Source organism: Acidovorax sp. Root275 (assembly GCF_001428965.1).
GTDB classification, from domain to species: Bacteria; Pseudomonadota; Gammaproteobacteria; order Burkholderiales; family Burkholderiaceae_C; genus Acidovorax; species Acidovorax radicis.
Map to the genome: position 1 here is coordinate 88065 of NZ_LMJH01000011.1, position 15924 is coordinate 103988.

At 67.1% G+C, this 15924-nt stretch carries 16 protein-coding genes; 7 read left to right on the forward strand and 9 right to left on the reverse strand.

Translation table 11 applies throughout. The features are described from left to right. Positions 1 to 14: 14 nt before the first annotated feature. The 3 genes from ASE52_RS23880 (at position 15) to ASE52_RS23890 (ending at position 3041) form a co-directional block, all read left to right on the forward strand. Positions 15 to 1667, forward strand: a complete 1653-nt coding sequence (locus tag ASE52_RS23880; protein WP_057229821.1) for an FAD-dependent oxidoreductase — start codon at positions 15 to 17, stop codon at positions 1665 to 1667. 24 nt (positions 1668 to 1691) lie between these two features. Further along, a complete protein-coding gene (locus ASE52_RS23885; RefSeq protein WP_010466180.1) occupies positions 1692 to 1952 on the forward strand; it encodes a DUF2783 domain-containing protein in 261 nt (86 codons plus the stop codon). Positions 1953 to 2072: 120 nt separating this feature from the next. Next, entirely contained in the window at positions 2073 to 3041 is a 969-nt protein-coding gene (locus ASE52_RS23890) for a tripartite tricarboxylate transporter substrate binding protein (protein ID WP_057229824.1), read from the forward strand. Between the two features lie 105 nt (positions 3042 to 3146). On the opposite strand, the gene ASE52_RS23895 is transcribed toward ASE52_RS23890, so the two are convergent. From ASE52_RS23895 to ASE52_RS23900, 3 genes are read right to left on the reverse strand one after another with little or no spacing between them, the layout of a single operon-like run. Continuing rightward, positions 3147 to 3701: a DUF2062 domain-containing protein gene (locus ASE52_RS23895; protein ID WP_057230048.1), complete on the reverse strand. Its 555-nt coding sequence runs from the start codon at positions 3699 to 3701 to the stop codon at positions 3147 to 3149. A 17-nt stretch (positions 3702 to 3718) separates the two neighbouring features. Then, positions 3719 to 3880 (reverse strand): hypothetical protein, encoded by a 162-nt coding sequence (locus tag ASE52_RS26080; RefSeq protein ID WP_198928163.1) that lies wholly within the window; start codon positions 3878 to 3880, stop codon positions 3719 to 3721. 17 nt (positions 3881 to 3897) lie between these two features. Then, a complete protein-coding gene (locus ASE52_RS23900; protein WP_029414296.1) occupies positions 3898 to 4878 on the reverse strand; it encodes a TerC family protein in 981 nt (326 codons plus the stop codon). A gap of 164 nt (positions 4879 to 5042) precedes the next feature. Between ASE52_RS23900 and ASE52_RS23905 the strand changes: the two genes are divergently transcribed. Then, positions 5043 to 5945: a LysR family transcriptional regulator gene (locus ASE52_RS23905; RefSeq protein WP_010466190.1), complete on the forward strand. Its 903-nt coding sequence runs from the start codon at positions 5043 to 5045 to the stop codon at positions 5943 to 5945. A gap of 193 nt (positions 5946 to 6138) precedes the next feature. Here the strand turns inward: ASE52_RS23905 and ASE52_RS23910 are convergent, their stop codons facing one another. The 4 genes from ASE52_RS23910 to ASE52_RS23925 all read right to left on the reverse strand — a co-directional run bounded on the left by ASE52_RS23910 (position 6139) and on the right by ASE52_RS23925 (position 10357). Continuing rightward, on the reverse strand, positions 6139 to 6867 hold the full coding sequence (locus ASE52_RS23910; RefSeq protein ID WP_057229829.1) for an alpha/beta hydrolase: 729 nt from the start codon (positions 6865 to 6867) through the stop codon (positions 6139 to 6141). A 142-nt stretch (positions 6868 to 7009) separates the two neighbouring features. Continuing rightward, positions 7010 to 7978: a helix-turn-helix domain-containing protein gene (locus tag ASE52_RS23915; RefSeq protein WP_057229830.1), complete on the reverse strand. Its 969-nt coding sequence runs from the start codon at positions 7976 to 7978 to the stop codon at positions 7010 to 7012. Positions 7979 to 8078: 100 nt separating this feature from the next. Beyond that, the gene (locus ASE52_RS23920; RefSeq protein WP_057229833.1) at positions 8079 to 9407 is read right to left on the reverse strand and encodes a sulfatase-like hydrolase/transferase; all 1329 of its coding nucleotides are present in this window, start codon (positions 9405 to 9407) and stop codon (positions 8079 to 8081) included. Next, the gene (locus tag ASE52_RS23925; protein WP_057229835.1) at positions 9404 to 10357 is read right to left on the reverse strand and encodes a tripartite tricarboxylate transporter substrate-binding protein; all 954 of its coding nucleotides are present in this window, start codon (positions 10355 to 10357) and stop codon (positions 9404 to 9406) included. The genes ASE52_RS23920 and ASE52_RS23925 overlap by 4 nt, the downstream gene beginning before the upstream one ends. Before the next feature lie 115 nt (positions 10358 to 10472). On the opposite strand from ASE52_RS23925, the gene ASE52_RS23930 reads away from it, so the two are divergent. Continuing rightward, complete coding sequence (locus ASE52_RS23930; protein ID WP_082607001.1) at positions 10473 to 11024, forward strand: MarR family transcriptional regulator; 552 nt, start codon at positions 10473 to 10475, stop codon at positions 11022 to 11024. Between the two features lie 442 nt (positions 11025 to 11466). Here ASE52_RS23930 and ASE52_RS23935 read toward each other — a convergent pair whose 3' ends face one another. After that, positions 11467 to 12060, reverse strand: coding sequence for a hypothetical protein (locus tag ASE52_RS23935; RefSeq protein WP_057229837.1), 594 nt, complete (start codon positions 12058 to 12060; stop codon positions 11467 to 11469). Between the two features lie 262 nt (positions 12061 to 12322). Here ASE52_RS23935 and ASE52_RS23940 point away from each other — a divergent pair, with 262 nt between their 5' ends. Continuing rightward, entirely contained in the window at positions 12323 to 13906 is a 1584-nt protein-coding gene (locus ASE52_RS23940) for an MFS transporter (protein ID WP_057229839.1), read from the forward strand. 42 nt (positions 13907 to 13948) lie between these two features. On the opposite strand, the gene ASE52_RS23945 is transcribed toward ASE52_RS23940, so the two are convergent. After that, positions 13949 to 14800 (reverse strand): helix-turn-helix transcriptional regulator, encoded by an 852-nt coding sequence (locus ASE52_RS23945; RefSeq protein ID WP_082607002.1) that lies wholly within the window; start codon positions 14798 to 14800, stop codon positions 13949 to 13951. Positions 14801 to 14882: 82 nt separating this feature from the next. On the opposite strand from ASE52_RS23945, the gene ASE52_RS23950 reads away from it, so the two are divergent. Beyond that, on the forward strand, positions 14883 to 15878 hold the full coding sequence (locus ASE52_RS23950) for an MBL fold metallo-hydrolase (RefSeq protein ID WP_057229840.1): 996 nt from the start codon (positions 14883 to 14885) through the stop codon (positions 15876 to 15878). Positions 15879 to 15924 lie beyond the last annotated feature (46 nt).

Below are 15924 nucleotides of genomic sequence, written 5' to 3' on the forward strand. Positions count from 1 at the left end.
AAGAGACAAAAGATATGAACCCCAGAGACATTCCCACCGAAGCCTTCCACGCCAGCGGCCCTGAAGTGCAGGCCATCGACTTCGGCTACGTGCGCTCGCCCGATCAGGACCGCACCACGCCCGCACAGCACCCCATCGTGATCATCGGCGCGGGCCCCGTGGGCCTGTCGCTCGCGATTGACCTGGCGCAGCGCGGCCAGCGCGTGGTGGTACTGGACAACGACCACAAGCTCTCCATCGGCTCGCGCGCCATCTGCTTCGCGAAGCGCACGCTCGAAATCTGGGACCGCCTGGGCGTGGGGCAGCGCATGGTGGACAAGGGCGTGTCGTGGAACCTGGGCAAGGTGTTCCTCAAGGACGAGCAGTTGTACGAGTTCAACCTGCTGCCCGAGCAGGGCCACGAACGCCCGGCCTTCATCAACCTGCAGCAGTACTACGCCGAGGCCTACCTGGTGGAGCGGGCACTGCAGCTGCCCGGCATCGACATCCGCTGGCACAACAAGGTGACCACCGTGGCCAGCCGCGAGGACGGCGCATTGCTCGGCATCGAGACGCCCGAAGGCAGCTACCAAATAGACGCCCAGTGGCTGGTGGCCTGCGATGGCGCGCGCTCGCCCACGCGGCAGATGCTGGGGCTGGAGAGCAAAGGCCGCATCTTCCAGGACCGTTTCCTGATCGCCGATGTGAAGCTGGCGGGCGATGCGGACTTCCCGACCGAGCGCTGGTTCTGGTTCGACCCGCCCTTTCACCCCAACCAGAGCGTGCTGCTGCACCGCCAGCCCGACAACGTGTGGCGCATCGACTTCCAGCTCGGTTGGGACGCGGACCCGGAAGAAGAAAAGAAGCCCGAGAACATCCTTCCGCGCGTGAAGGCACTGCTGGGCGCGGATGCGCAGTTCGAACTGGATTGGGCGAGTGTCTACACCTTTGCCTGCCTGCGCATGGACCAGTTCGTGCACGGCCGCGTGGTCTTTGCCGGCGACAGCGCGCACGGTGTCTCGCCCTTTGGCGCACGCGGCGCCAACAGCGGCGTGCAGGACGCCGAGAACCTGGCCTGGAAGCTCGATTGGGTGCTCAAGGGCCGTGCAGGCACCGCCCTGCTGGCGACGTATGGACCCGAGCGCGAATACGCGGCCGATGAGAACCTGTGCAACTCTACGCGCGCTACCGACTTCATCACGCCCAAGAGCGAGGTGAGCCGCCTGTTCCGCGACGCCGCGCTGCACCTGGCGCGCGACCATGCCTTTGCGCGCCGCATCGTCAACAGCGGGCGCCTGTCGGTGCCGGCCACGCTGCACACATCGCCGCTGAACACGCCGGATACCGATACCTTTGTGGGCACCCAGGTGCCTGGCGCGGTGCTGCTCGATGCGCCTCTGACGAAACAAGGCCAGCCGACTTGGTTGCTGCGCGAGCTGGGGCCAGAGTTCACGCTGCTGGTGTTTGGCCCTGCTCCCACCTGGGCTGGCGCACTGCCCCATGTGCGGGTGCTGCAGATCGGCCTGGACTTGATCGATGCCCAGGCGCTGGCGGCGCAGCGGCTGGACGCGCTGCCAGGCACGGCGTACCTGGTGCGGCCCGATCAGCATGTGTGTGCCCGCTGGCACGCCCCCACCGAAGCGGCCGTGCGCGCCGCTCTGGCCCGTGCCACGGCAACGGTCTTGTGAGCGGCCTCGGACAAGGAAACCAACATGCTGAACACCCAACCCCATCTGCAGGCTTGCGACGACTTTTACGAAGCACTGATCGCCGCACACCAAGGCCTGTCGACCCCCGAGAGCCACGCCATGAATGCACGCCTGGTGTTGCTGCTGGCCAACCACATCGGCGACCAGGCCACACTGCTGCAGGCCTTGCAGCTGGCACGGGGCAACCCACCCCACGGTGCCCTGCCCGCTGCGGCAGAGCGCAAAGCCATCACGCCCGTGGTGCCCACCCACGCAAACGCCTGAGACGCCCCACCGCCAGGGCTATCCTGCCTTCCTGAATGCACACCCGCCCCCAAGCGCCGCAAAAAGACGGTGCGTGGCCTTTTCTCGCCCATCACACACAACCACCGGAGACACCCCACCATGCTGCGTAAACACTTCTTCGCCACCCTTGCCGGGCTGGCACTGGCAACCGCCCTCCCCCTGGCCCATGCGCAAGGCGCCAAGCCGCTCGAATGGGTGGTGGGCTACGCTGCAGGCGGGGGTTCCGACATCGTGGCACGCACCATCGCCGAGTCGATGTCGGCCACGCTGGGGCGCCCCATCGTCATCAACAACAAACCCGGTGCAGGCACCAACATTGCCGCCGAGTACAGCGCACGCAACAAGGACTATGGCAACCTGATCTTCTCGGCCGATTTCGCCACGCTGGCGGCCAATCCGTCCCTGTTCAGCAAGCTGAGCTACAACGCCGAGAAGGACTTCCAGCCGGTGGGCCTGCTCGTGCGTTTCCCGATGTTCCTCGTGGTGTCCAACAACGTGCCCGCCAAGAACCTCAAGGAATTCATGGCCTGGGCCAAAGGCCAGGCCGATGGTGTGAACTGGGCGTCGGCCGGGCCGGGCAGCCCGCACCACCTGGTGGGCGAGCTGTTCCGCGAGCAGAGCGGCCTCAAGCTCACGCATGTGCCGTACCGTGGTGCGGCCCCGGCCATTCAGGATGTGATCGGCGGCCAAGTGCCGGCGATGTGGATCGACAGCGCCACCGTGTACCCGTTTCTCAACGGTGGCAAGGTCAAGGCCATCGGTGTGGCCAGCCCACAGCGTGTGGGCACCATGCCCGATGTACCCACCATTTCAGAACAAGGGCTGCAGGGTTTTGAAGGTTTTGCGTGGCAGGGCATCGTGGCCCCGACAGGCACACCTGCCGATGCCGTGGCCACCTTCAGCAATGCCTTGCAGACCGCTTTGGGCGACACACGCACCAAGGCGCGCCTCCAGGCATTGGGTGTGGAGCCCATGCCCGGCACCGCAGTGCAAATGGGCAGTTTTGCGCGCACCGAGCGCGAGAAGTGGGGCCGGGTGATTACCAAGGTGGGCGTAAAGCTGGATTGACCCCCTGAGCGGCTGCGCCGCTTCACCCTGAAGGGGAACTCCACCCGTGGCCTGGCAAAGCCAGTTCCACGGTGGCACTGGTGTGGGCAGCGCCCGTTTTGTGCGTCAAGCGGCTGCTCTGCGGCAGCGTGCCAGTCGGCGCTTGCGCTGCAGTGCGGGGGCCAACCACAGCAACTGCACCGTGGCATAGCCCAGCGCCGCCAGCAACGCACCGAGCGTGGGCAGGCCTACAAGCAGCGGTGTTCCCAGGGCCTGGATCCAGGCAGCCATCGCCTGCACCGAGAAATCGCCACCCGGCGCCACGCTGCTCCAGGCCGGCAGCGTCTGCTCGCCCGGCATCACCAACGCGCCCAGGTAAAAGGCCAGCGCATACAGCGGCACGGTGGTGAGGGGGTTGGTATAAAACGTGGCCACGCCCCCCGCCACGATGTTGCCGCGCAGCCAGGCGCACACCATCAAGGTGCCCGGTATCTGCAGCGGGCCGGGGATGAGCCCGCAGAACATGCCCGCAGCCACACCGAGCGCCAGGGGTTGGCGTTGGAAGCGGAACAGCTCGCGCCGCTCCAGCCAAGGCCGCAAGCTGGCGAGCCAGCCGCGGTCCAGGTGCACACGGGCCTGGGGTTCCAGGCCACGCAGCCAACGGCGCAGGGTGCACAGCATTTGCATCACCACCCTGATCAGCCCCACGCGAGGGCCGTGGCCGTTCCGGCGCCCCACAGGGCCGTCAGGCCCGCCAGCAGGCGCACATCCCGCCGCTCATTGCCAGCGCGGTGCGCCGTCACCGTAGCCAACGCCAAGCCGCACCACACGCACAACATGATTCCATCGAGAAGTTCCATGGTTTTCTATGCTCCGTTCAGTCCTTGGGCGGCAGTGCCAGAGGTTTGTGGGCGCCCGGGGCCGTGTTGCGCAGCGACAGGAAGATGGAGCCTGCGATCAGGCCGGCTGTCACCAGGAGGGCGTAGCCGATCGGGATCTTGACCAGGTCGATGAGCAGCATCTTGCCACCGATGAAGATCAGCACCAGCGCCAGGCCGTAGGCCAGCAGGTGGAAGCGGTCCGCCAGGTCGGCCAGCAGGAAGTACAGCGCACGCAGGCCCAGGATGGCGAAGATGTTGGCCGTGAGCACGATGAACGGGTCGTTGGTGATCGCGAAGATCGCAGGGATGCTGTCGACCGCGAAGATGATGTCGGTGGTCCCGATGAGCACCAGCACCACGAACAGCGGGGTGTAGTGCTTCACGCCGTTGACCAGCGTGGAGAGCTTCTCGCCGTCGAACTGGTCGGTGATGCGGATGCGCTTTTTCAGGAACTTGAGCACCGGGTTGGTGGCGATGTCGGGCTCCTGCCCGGCAGCGAACCACATCTTGGCACCCGTGACCACGAGGAACGCGCCGAACACGTACAGCAGCCAGTGGAAGGTGGCCAGCAGCCAGGCGCCCGCCAGGATCAGCAGCGTGCGCAACACGATCGCGCCAATGATGCCGATGATGAGCGCGCGCTTCTGGTACTGCGGCGGCACGGCAAAGTAGCTGAACAGCATCAGAAACACGAAGATGTTGTCGATGGACAAACTCTTTTCGACCAGGTAGCCGGTGATGAACTGCATCGACACCGTGTTGGCCACCTCGCGCCCCTGGCTGCTGTCGAGGTACCACCAGAGGATGGCGACGAACACGAACGCCAGCGAGAACCACAAGAGGCTCCAGCGCAGCGCTTCCTTCATCGTGACCTTGTGTGCGCCCTGGCGCTCCATCACCAACAGGTCGACGCCGATCGCGACGACCACAAAGACGGCAAAACCCGCCCACATCCACCAGGTTCCTATGGTTTCCATGATTTATAGCTCCGAGGGGAAAAATGTTTCACCGGGCAAGACCTGCCGATGACTGGACGGACTGTAGGGGCGGAATCGATTCTTAAAAACCTGTCATATCGGTACCATTGGTTCGGTTTTTACGAACCCATGCCACCGCACCGTTGTGCCGATTGCGAGAAATCATGAGCCAGAGCTTCAACTACCGCCATCTTTTTTACTTCTGGGTCGTGGCCAAGGAAGGCGGTATTGCCCGCGCTGCCGAGCGGCTTGACATGGCCGTGCAGACCATCAGCGCCCAGGTGCGCGAGCTGGAAAAAGCCCTGGGCGTGAGCCTGCTGCGCACCGAGGGCCGCAACCTGGTGCTCACCGACGCCGGCGTGGCCGCGTTGCACGAGGCGGACCACATCTTTGCGCTGGGCGAGCTACTGCCCGTGCGCGTGCGCGAGGCCGCCACCGGCCAGACGCTGCGGCTGAACCTGGGCATCTCCGACGGCATCGCCAAGCTGGCCGTGCACCGGCTGCTGACCCCCGTGCTGGACGAGCCCCACCTGCGCCTGCTGTGCCACGAGGGCGAGTTCCAGCCGCTGCTGGGCGAGCTGGCGCTGCACAAGCTCGATGCGGTGCTGGCCGACCGCGCCGCACCGCCCAACCGCGCGCTGCGCACCACCAGCCAGCTGCTGGGCACGAGCGCCATCGCCTGGTACGCCCCGCCCTTGTGGGCCGATGCGGCCGCCACGGACTTCCCGCACAGCCTGGCCGTGGTGCCCGTGCTGCTGCCCACCGACCACGCCGCCATGCGCGCGCGCATCGACCACTGGCTGGAGCGCGAACGCATCCGCCCGCGCATCGCGGGCGAGTTTGAAGACAGCGCGCTGCTGAGCACCTTTGCCGCCACCGGCATGGGCGTGATGCCCGCGCCGGTGTCGCTGGGCGAGCACCTGGCACAGACCCACGGGCTGGTGCAGGTGGGCACCACGCCGGACGTGCAGGAGCAGTTCCACCTGATCTACAGCGCCCGCAAGGTGATGCACCCGCTGCTCACGCGGCTGCTGGAGGTGGGGAAGAGCGGCATGCTATTAAATTAATAGCTATTAGCGCTTTTCTATCAAGCGGCGGGGACCAAAAAGACTAAAAACCATTCCCCCTGCGGCAGCGCCAATCCCCCCCTCCACGAAACAGGCACGCCCCACGCCAGAGGCGCCCAGCAAGGGCCGCCCCGCAGCGATGGCGTCGTCCCCCTCCAGGGGGACGCGGCGCAGCCGCTGAGGGGGTATCCAGCTAATCCCGCCCAGCCCGCTCGATGCTCGCCGCCGCCATCTCCGGGTCCGAAAAGCAGATCTCGTGGCTGCCCGCGCACTCCACCAGCCGGAACAGGCCCAGCCGCTCCGACAGGCGCGGGTGCCAAGGCAAGCTGTGGGGCAGCGCCGCATCCTGCTGGGCGTTGAGGTAGCTCTTGCCAATCTCCAGCGCCGCCAGCGGCACGGGCAACTGCGCCGGCTCGGTGAAGGTGCGGTACGGGTGCGGATTCAACTGCGCGTAGCTGCTGCGCGCCAAAGCCTCGTCGGCGTCGTTGATGAAGGCCTCGCGCCAGATGGGGTACGGCAGCATCACGGCATTGCCGCTGGCCGCCGCCACCTGGTCGAACAGCGCGCGGTAGTGCGGCGGCACCAAGTCGTTCAGGCATTCGCCGTGCATCGGCACAAACGCGTTCCAGTACACCAGCCGGCGGATGCGCCCGGGCAGCCGCGCGGGCATGTGGCTGATGACCATGCCGCCATAGCTGTGGCCGACCAGGCGCACATCGGTGAGGCCGTGGCCCTCGATAAAACCCGCAAGCGAGTCCACCGCATCCGCCAGGCCCGTGGCTGCGCGGTCATCGCCCGGCCGGTTGCCGGCCAGGGTGGGGCAGTGCACGGTGTGGCCGCGTGCGCGCAGGTGGCCGGCCGTGGCCTCCATCTCGGCGCCGGTGTGCCAGGCGCCATGGACCAGAACATAGGTATCCGCCATGTGTGTCTCCTTCGGTTTTGTTGCGGGATGGACAGGGTGATCTGCCCTGCCGCCACCTTACGAAGAGAGCGCTGTCCAAAATGGCCTGCGCGTGCCAGCCCGATGTGCCGGATGCGCCAAATGGGCCGCATCGCGACCAGGCTCAGCCGCCGCGCTGCCATTGCGCGGGCGATGCCCCCATGGCGCGTTGAAACGCCCGCGCGAAGTGCGACGCGTCGGCAAAACCACAGCGCCGCCCAATCTCGGCCACCGCCACATGGGCCAGCTGGGGCCGGCGCAGCAGCTCGCCCGCGCGCTCCAGGCGCATCTTCCGCAGCGTGCCCGCAAAGGTGTGGCCCTGCGCCGCAAACGCGCGGTGCAGGGTGCGTACCGAGACACCCGCCTCCTTTGCAAGAGCCTCGGCGGAAACGCCTGGCTGGTCGATGCGGGCGCGCAGCAGTGCGCACAGGCGGACATGCAGGCTTCGCACGGCGGAGGGAGTGGGCGGCTGGGACGGCTCCAGCGCTGCGCCCAGCAAGGCTCCGAGGTGGTTCGACAACAGCGAAGGCGACAGTGCCTGCGCCGAGGTGGGGTCGCGCGCCAGCTGCACGGCCAGTGCGCCCAGGCTCTGGCCCCAGCCCTGGTCCCGCCAGGCCACGCGGGGCCCGCGCGCCTCGGCCTGGGCCAGCCATTGCCCCACCCAGACGCGCGGCAACTGCAACGAGACACAGTTCACGCCGTCCGGAAAATGCAATTCATACGGCCGGGCTGAATCCACCAGCACCACATCGCCGGGGCGCAGGTAGGCCACTTGGCCGTCTTGCCGCACATGCCAGGCGGACTCTGCCTGGCCGATCAGGTAAAACGGCAGTTGCTGGCTGCGCGCAATGCCGGACGGCGTGCGATACACGTCCTGTGTGGAAGCGCGGACCTGGTTGACCGACAGGGTCTCCACCGGAAGACTGACCAACGCCCCGTCGAACATGGGCGCCTCGCGCGAGCTGCAGTCCATCTCCAGGAACGCCTCGCAGATCGCCCCCACCCAGTAGTCCAGGCGCGCTGCGGGCGCGACCACATCGGTCGTCCACTGGCGCAGTGGAGGCGGGGTGGCGGATGCAGGAACTGCGGGCATGGCGCCAATCTAGCGGCAAGCCCTGCCCGCAGGCAACAGGGCAAGCCCACCCTTCCAGCCGAATGCGTGCGGCGGCCCCAAAGAGATCGTCGACGGGTTCTCAGCGCTGCGGCATGTCCTTGACCGAATAGCCCAGGCTCACCGTCGCATCGTCCGGGATCGGGGGCATTGAGGCGTTCCACGCTTCCCACGCCGCGCGCATGGCCTGCAGCCGCGCGGGCTCCACCGGCGCGCGGTTGGCGCGCTCGCGCTCGTCCTGCGCTAGGTTGAACAGGTAGTCGTTGCCGTCCACCCGCAGGTACTTCCAGTCGCCCTGGCGCATGGCGCGCTGGCCGCGGTGGTTCATGCGCCAGAACAGCGCGGGCTCGTGCAGCACCGACGGGTCGCGCAGCAGCGGCATCAGCGAGCAGCCGTCGAGCGGGTAGTCGGGCGCAGCGGCCACGCCCGCTGCATCGAGCATCGTGGCGGACCAGTCCATGGTCATGCAGGTCTGCGGGCTCATTCTGCCCGGCGCGATCACGGCGGGCCAGTGGGCGATCCAGGGCACGCGGATGCCGCCTTCGGTCAAATCCATCTTGCCGCCGACCAGGGGCCAGCTGTCCGAGAAGCGCTCGCCGCCGTTGTCGCTGGTGAAGACAACCAGCGTGTCGCGCTCCAGGCCCTGCGCCTGCAGCAGCGCCATGATGCGGCCGATGCCCTCGTCCATGTGGTGGATCATGCGGCGGTAGGTCTCGATGCTGCCGCCGTGCAGATGGAACAGGTTGCCCTTGACCTCCGCTGCCAGCGCCTCGTCGTCGCGGGTCTCCCACGGCCAGTGGGGGGCCGTGTAGTGCAGGCTCAAGAAGAACGGCGTGCCGGCCTGTGCGCCGGGCACCATGCGTGCAACGTAGTCGAGCGCGTGGTCGGTGATGAGGTCGGTGAGGTAGCCGTCCTGCTGCTTTTCTTCTTCGCCCAGGTACAGGTCGTGCTGGCCACCCGAGCTGCAGTGGGTGAAGTAGTCCACCCCACCTGACATGGGCCCGAAGAACTCTTCGTAGCCCGAGCGCAGCGGCCCGAACGCGGGCGGGTAGCCCAGGTGCCACTTGCCCATCAGCGCAGTGCGGTAGCCCGATGCGCGCAGCAGCGATGGCAGCGTGGGGTGCTCGGGCGGCAGGCCCAGGGTGGTGCTGCCCCGGCTCTTGCTGTTGATGGGCTCTTCGGCTGCGCCGCGCAGGCGGTACTGGTAGCGCGCGGTCATCAGCGCAAAGCGCGTGGGCGAGCAGACGGGCGAGTTGGAGTACCCCTGCGTGAGCTTGAGGCCCTTGGCAGCCAGGCCGTCGAGCACGGGCGAAACCGCGCCAAAGCCCGCGTCGCGCCCGCCGTAGCAGCCAAGGTCTGCATAGCCGAGGTCGTCGGCGACGATGAAGAGGATGTTGGGGCGGGTGGTCATGGCTTGAAGCCCGAGCGTTGGACCACCGGGGCCCACTGCGCGCGGTACGCCTTGAGCATCGCTTCGGTCTGCGCCATGGTCGCCACCACGGGCTCCATCTTGGCCGCCTCGAACTTGCGCTGGGTGTCCGGGTCCTTCATCACCTCCACGATCAAGCCGGCCAGGCGTTCGGCCTGGGCCTTGGGCATGCTCATCGGGGCAAAGAAGGTGTTCCAGCCCGTGGCGGCCAGGTCCATGCCGCTTTCCTTGAAGGTGGGGATCTTGGGGTCCAGCGGGCTGCGCTTGGCGCTCGACACGGCCAGGATGCGGATCTTGCCGGCCTCGTGCTGGGGCAGCAGGGTGTCGAAGGTGTCGAACGCCACGGGCACCTGGCCGCCCAGCAGATCGTTGAGCAGCGGTGCCGAGCCGCGGTAGCCCACCACCTCGGCGCGCACCTTGGCGGCGTCGCCCACCATCAGGCCGAAGAAGTGCGGCAGGCTGCCCGTGGCCGGCACGCCGAAGTTGGCCTTGTCGGGGTTGGCGCGCAGCCAGGCCATCAGGTGCGGCAGCTCCTTGACCGGCACGGCGCTGGCCACGGCCACGCCGAACTCATAGCTGTTGACATGGCTCACGGGGCGGAAATCGCGCTCGGGGTCGTAGCCCGCGTCGGGGAACACCAGGGGCGCCACCAGCATGACGGCCGGGTTGGCCAGCAGCAGCGTGGGCTGGTTGGCGGGCGCGGCCTTCACTGCCTGGGCCGAGAGGCGGCCGCCCGCGCCGGTCTTGTTCTCCACGATGACGGGCGTGCCGAGCTTGGTGCCCAGCTTGTCGGCCACGATGCGGGCCACGCGGTCGGTCGCGCCGCCGGGGGCGTAGCCGACCACGATGCGCAGGGGAGCTTCCTGCGCCTGTGCAAGCGATGCGGACAAGGCCAGCACGGTGGCCAGCAAGGAGGAAAGAGGTTTCCACATGGTCAGGGTCTCCTGGGGCGATGGCAGGGCTCTGCGCGGCTGCGCAGGTTGATGGGCGCACTGTATTGCCCACACAATCAATTGATCTAATCAATTCTTGCCCGGAAATACCCTGATGCCTGCGCCTGCCCCGGCACCCTGCGAACCCGCCGAAATGGGCTACCGACTGACCCACCCCGCAGCCGCCAATGACCTGCTGATGTACCGCCTGAACCGCCTGCTGGCGGTGGCAGGCAGCCTGGTAGTGCGGCTGTGCGAAGGGGGTTATGGCATCACGCGGCGCGAGTGGGGGTTGCTCATGATGCTGGCGCAGCACCCCGGCATGCCCCCGGCCGAGTTGGCGCAGCGCCTGGGACTGGACCGGGCGCGCACGTCACGCGCCATCACGTCACTCTTGGCCAAGAAGCTGCTCACCCGCGATGCGATGCCGGGCGACCGGCGCCAGGCCGTGCTCTCACTCACCCAGGCAGGGCAAGCGCTGCACGATGCCCTGTTCCCACAAGTGAAGGCGCTCAACCAGGATCTGCTGGCGGGACTGGACGAGGGGTCTGTGCAAGCGCTGGACCACGCACTGGCAGATATGCAAAAGCGGGCGGAAGCGCTGGTAGCCAGCCGCACCGATGTGCCGCGCACCTACCGGTTGCGGGGTGGGCGGCAGCACCCTTGAATGGCCCGGGATGCGATGGACGCGGAAGGCTGCGGCGGTGACCCATCTTGTTTACCCGGCACCGTACCGTGCAACCGCACACTTTTATTGCTGCGCATTGGAATGAATAACCATGATCTGATTCAAACCAGATCGCGGCATTCCATTCGGGTCAATCGCAGAACCATTTTGCGCCAGCTGATTCCGGCATGGCGCAATGCCCGCGCCGGTATCACTGGGCGAGCACCTTGCCAAGATGCTGGGGCTGGTGCAGGTGGGCACCACACCCGACATGCAGGAGTAGTTCCACCTGATCTACAGCGCCCGCAAGCTGATGCACCCTCTGCTCACGCGGCTGCTGCAGGCGGGAGCAAGCGGGACGCTACTGAATCAGTAGCGCACTGCGCAGATGCAGAAAGTGCCAGCCGCCCAAACGTTCTTGGGCGGGCGCCTGCTTGCCTGCTTACTTGCCAGTGCTGGACTGCTGCTGCAGCATGAACTGGTCAAGCTCGGCCCGCACAGCGCCGGTGGGGTCGAGCAACTCGCCGGTTTGCGCCGACTTGATGCCTGCGGCGGTGATGGCGGCGGTGCGGTCTGTGATGGAGATCTGCACCTGGTACAGATTCCCGTCGTTGGTACGCTCGTTGGTGAACACGCACAGGGCCTCGCCCGGGTCGGCAAAATAGATCACACCGGCATCGGCGGTTCGGTTGGGCGTGCGCAGGAATTCGGTGTACAGGATGAGGGGCACGGGGTCCTGCGCCACGCCGTTGACGTACCAGGGTTTTTGCCAATCGTCGTTTTGCAGCACCAGGTCGTATTTGAGCGAGCGGAGTTGGAGGTTGGTGTCGCGACCGTTGCCCACCGACTCAGCGAGTACATACAGAATCTTTCTACCTCGGTAGAACGGGCCGGCCGTCCCAACGACGGTACAGGCCACGCCTTGGAGGTCAGACGCGGAGTGCACGGTACCCGAACTGATGTTTTGCAAGTCCGCATGGGCCAGCCCCGCTGCCAGCAGGATGCCCATCGACATCACGCATTTTTTCATGTTCATTTCCCTCTCCTCTCACCAATAAAGTTGCTATGTGGCCGCCGTGGACAGCAAACATACTGTTACAGCGTGTACCCATCGTAACAGTAGGCTGGCACCCGTCTATCCCTCATTTTGGGGATGACAGCCGCCACAGGGAGGCTGTAGAAGCCTCCTTTCAGCACAACGCCCCGGGCGCACGCACAATGGTGCGGCGCCAGTGACAGCGACCTGCGCAGTTGGCCGGTCCTTCTCAATCTTCATCCGCTTGCCTACACCCCCCTACATGTCCGCGCCCCCGCCTACTTCCTTGTGGAGCCCCTTGCGCCAACCAGCATTCCGGGGCCTGTGGGTCTGCGGTGGCGTGTTCTTCATCGGCAGCGGCATGCAGACCATGGCAGCGGCCTGGCTGATGGTGGAGCTCACGGGCTCGTCGTTCCTGGCGGCGCTGGTGCAGACGGCGGTGTTCATGCCGATGTTCCTGCTGGCACTGCCGGCGGGTGTGCTGGCCGACACGACGGACCGGCGGCGCCTGATCTCGGGGGCGCTGCTGGCGCAGGTGGGGGCCTGCGCACTGTTGACACTGCTGGTCCTGGGGGGCTGGGGCGGCCCGGCATCAGTGCTGTTCCTGGTGTTCATCTGCGGCTGCTGCACGGCGGTGCTCACGCCGGCGTGGAACTCTTCGGTCATCGACCCGGTGCCGCGCGACGAGTGGCCGCAGGCCATCACTGCGGTCAGCATTGCGTACAACGCAGCGCGCGCCATCGGGCCCACGCTGGCCGGGCTGGTGTTTGCCCAATTGGGCGCGGGCTGGGTGTTCGCCGTCACGGTAACCACCACCTTGGTGATGTGGGAGTCCATCCGCCGCTGGCCCCCCAAGGCCCACCCGCCGTCCAAGCTGCCCGCCGAGCGCCTGTGGGGCGGCACGTTGAGCGGACTGCGGTTTGCATGGCACTCGCGCATCATCCTGGCGCAACTGGTGCGGGTGATGGCGTTCAGCGCTGCGGGCTCGGCCCTGTGGGCGCTGCTGCCCGTCATTGCCCAGCGGCTGGGCACCGGCGCGCCGGGCTTTGGCCTGCTGATGGGGTGCCTCGGCACCGGCGCGGTGGCAGTGGGCCTGGTGCTGGGGCGGCTGCGCGCGCGTTTTGGCATGGAAGCCATCGTGGGCGTGGGCGGCGTGGTGTTTGCAGCGGCCATGCTGGTGGCGGCACTGACCAAGATCGCATGGGTGGTTTACATCGCCATGCTGTTTGCGGGCGCGGCCTGGATGTCGGCGATGTCCACCTTCAACACCGCCACGCAAGCCAGCGCACCGCAGTGGGTGCGCTCCCGCGCGGTGGCCATGCACATGGTGGCAGCGTTGGGCGCATTTGCGATGGGATCGGCCTTCTGGGGTGCGGCGTCCGACATCGTGGGCCTGGCACCCACGCTGTATGTGGCCGCTGCGCTCATGGGCGCAGGCTTGCTGCTGGCGCGGCCGATGCCGCTGCGCATGGGGGCTCTGCACGAGGTGACGCAGGCCACGCCCTGGGATGAACTCTTCATCGAGGCCGAGCCCCTGCCCGAGGCCGGGCCCGTGGCCGTGGAGGTGGGCTACCGCATTGCGCCCGGCACCGACACCGAGTTTCTTGACACCATCAGCCGCATGAAGGCCCCGCGCCGGCGCGATGGCGCGACCTTCTGGCGGGTGTACAAGGACCTGGGCGAGCCTTCACGCTATGTGGAGCGCTTCATCGTCGAGTCCTGGGCCGACTATTTGCACCAGCGCGCCCGCGCCACCATGGCCGACCAGGCGCTGGAGACCGAGGTGCGGGCGTTCCTCGCGCCCGGCGAGGTGGTGCGCATGTCGCACTACATCGCAGAGCGGTAGTTCGTTCGTACCCGACCAGCCACCCTGCGGAGCAAGCCCTGCTCAACCTCCGCGCCGAAAGTACCGCGCCGGCGTTTCCCCAAACGCCTGCTTGAACACGGTGATGAAGCCCGACACATCCAGGTAACCGACTTCGAGCGCCACCTCGGTCACGCTGCGGCCCTGGCTGAGCCATTGCATGCCCTTGAGGAGGCGCAGCTGCTGGCGCCACTGGGCAAAGGTCAGCCCCGTCTCCTTGGCAAACAGGCGCGCGGCGGTGCGGGCAGTCATGCCGCAGGCGGCGGCCAGTTCATCGAGCGTGCGTGCATCGGCGGGCTGCGCCTGCAGCGCGGTGGTGAGGCGCACCAGCCGTGGGTCTGCCGGGGTGGGCAGGTAGGACGGCACGGTTTCCAGGTTCGGCAGGCGGTCCAGGATGACGGCGATCAAGCGCTCTTCTCGCCCGCCGAGCGGGTAGTCGATGCCAAAACTCGCTGCCTCGGCCAGCAGGGCGTCGAGCAACGGATCGACCGTGACGACGCCTGGCTCCGACGGGGTGTCGGCCGCGCCGGGTTTCACGTACAGCGTGCGCAGCCACACCGGGCGATCCGCGGCCACCTTGTGCACCATGCCGGGCGGCAGCCACACCGCACGGTGCGGCGGCACGATCCAGGTGCCGCGCTGCGTGTGGGTGGTCAGCATGCCTTCGCAGGCATAGACAAACTGGGCACTCTGGTGGGCGTGCCAGTGGCCGTCAAAGGGCGGGTAGCGGTCAGAAACCACACAGACCCCGCGTTCGGCGGCGTCCGCATCGACCGGGTTGTCGAGCACCGGTGGGGCCAGCGCCGCAGTGCGCGGCCTGCGGCGGCCCAGCGCAGGCGTCTGGGCAGCGTTCGTTGCGTTTGTCTGTTTGGGCATATTTTTTGTCGTGGTGCGCCGAGACGGCCACGCCTCGCAAATTTACCTTAGAGGCTCATTTCCACTTCACAGAGCCCACACCATGACTGCCCCCTATTCCACCCGTTTTTTCAGCCCCTTCCGCTCCCAGCGCCGTCCTCGCGCTCTGAGCACGCTGGCTGCCATCGCCCTCACATTCGCCAGCATCACGTCCTGGGCGGGCGCCGTGCAAGTGTTCACCTCCGATGCCGCCGGTTTCAACACCCACTCCGTCTGGTACGACGACGGCCAGGAGGTGACGGTGGTCGATGCCCAGTTCACCCCCGCCCATGCCGAGGCCCTGCTCGCGTCCATCCGCGGCCAGACCAAGTCCCCGGTGACCCGTGTGGTCGTGACGCACCCCAACCCCGACAAATTCAACGGCCTCTCGGTGTTCCACGCACAGGGCATCGAGAGCATTGCCTCCGCCAAGACCGCCGCCGCCGTGCCGGACACGGACGCGTACAAACGCCACTTCTGGGTGAAGATCGCCAAGGCGTTCACGGACGCAACGTACCCGCGCGCAGAGGCCATCAAGACCACGTATTCCGGCCAGCACCGCATCACGCTCAAGTCGGGCGAAACCATCACGCTGTTCGAGCTGCCCCAGCCAGGCATCTCCAGCAACCAGACCGTGGTGCGCTTTGACCAGACCGGCGACCTTGCCGTGGGCGACCTGGTGCACACGCACACCCACGCCTGGCTCGAAGGCGGCATCGTGAACGGTAAGCCCCTGCCCACACTGGAGGGCTGGAAGGCCGGCCTGGCCGAGCTGCCCCGCCTGGGCACCGGCAAGGTCTACGGCGGGCGGGGCGTGTTCGTGCCCGTGGCACAGGCGGTGGCCGAGCAGACGGCCTATCTCGACAAGGCCGACGCGGTGGTGACGGGCTACCTCCAGCGCCTGGGCAGCCGCGCCAGCGAGCTGAGCGATCCCGCGCGCCAGGGCGCGCACCATCAGGCCATCCAGGCGGAAATGGCCAAGGCCTTCCCCGGCCATGCGATGCCCGACCTGGTGGGCTACAGCGTCTACGGGCTGGTGCAGCAGAAACTCGCGCCGTGACGTGATGGCAAGCACCCGGGGCAGGCCGGGCCTGCGGGGCGCACTG

Excerpts from the sequence above, each read along its gene's own strand:
- ASE52_RS23880 (WP_057229821.1), top strand. The coding sequence starts at position 15 with ATGAACCCCAGAGACATTCCCACCGAAGCCTTCCACGCCAGCGGCCCT.
- ASE52_RS23885 (WP_010466180.1), top strand. The coding sequence starts at position 1,692 with ATGCTGAACACCCAACCCCATCTGCAGGCTTGCGACGACTTTTACGAA.
- ASE52_RS23890 (WP_057229824.1), top strand. The coding sequence starts at position 2,073 with ATGCTGCGTAAACACTTCTTCGCCACCCTTGCCGGGCTGGCACTGGCA.
- ASE52_RS23895 (WP_057230048.1), bottom strand. The coding sequence starts at position 3,701 with ATGCTGTGCACCCTGCGCCGTTGGCTGCGTGGCCTGGAACCCCAGGCC.
- ASE52_RS26080 (WP_198928163.1), bottom strand. The coding sequence starts at position 3,880 with ATGGAACTTCTCGATGGAATCATGTTGTGCGTGTGGTGCGGCTTGGCG.
- ASE52_RS23900 (WP_029414296.1), bottom strand. The coding sequence starts at position 4,878 with ATGGAAACCATAGGAACCTGGTGGATGTGGGCGGGTTTTGCCGTCTTT.
- ASE52_RS23905 (WP_010466190.1), top strand. The coding sequence starts at position 5,043 with ATGAGCCAGAGCTTCAACTACCGCCATCTTTTTTACTTCTGGGTCGTG.
- ASE52_RS23910 (WP_057229829.1), bottom strand. The coding sequence starts at position 6,867 with ATGGCGGATACCTATGTTCTGGTCCATGGCGCCTGGCACACCGGCGCC.
- ASE52_RS23915 (WP_057229830.1), bottom strand. The coding sequence starts at position 7,978 with ATGCCCGCAGTTCCTGCATCCGCCACCCCGCCTCCACTGCGCCAGTGG.
- ASE52_RS23920 (WP_057229833.1), bottom strand. The coding sequence starts at position 9,407 with ATGACCACCCGCCCCAACATCCTCTTCATCGTCGCCGACGACCTCGGC.
- ASE52_RS23925 (WP_057229835.1), bottom strand. The coding sequence starts at position 10,357 with ATGTGGAAACCTCTTTCCTCCTTGCTGGCCACCGTGCTGGCCTTGTCC.
- ASE52_RS23930 (WP_082607001.1), top strand. The coding sequence starts at position 10,473 with ATGCCTGCGCCTGCCCCGGCACCCTGCGAACCCGCCGAAATGGGCTAC.
- ASE52_RS23935 (WP_057229837.1), bottom strand. The coding sequence starts at position 12,060 with ATGAACATGAAAAAATGCGTGATGTCGATGGGCATCCTGCTGGCAGCG.
- ASE52_RS23940 (WP_057229839.1), top strand. The coding sequence starts at position 12,323 with ATGTCCGCGCCCCCGCCTACTTCCTTGTGGAGCCCCTTGCGCCAACCA.
- ASE52_RS23945 (WP_082607002.1), bottom strand. The coding sequence starts at position 14,800 with ATGCCCAAACAGACAAACGCAACGAACGCTGCCCAGACGCCTGCGCTG.
- ASE52_RS23950 (WP_057229840.1), top strand. The coding sequence starts at position 14,883 with ATGACTGCCCCCTATTCCACCCGTTTTTTCAGCCCCTTCCGCTCCCAG.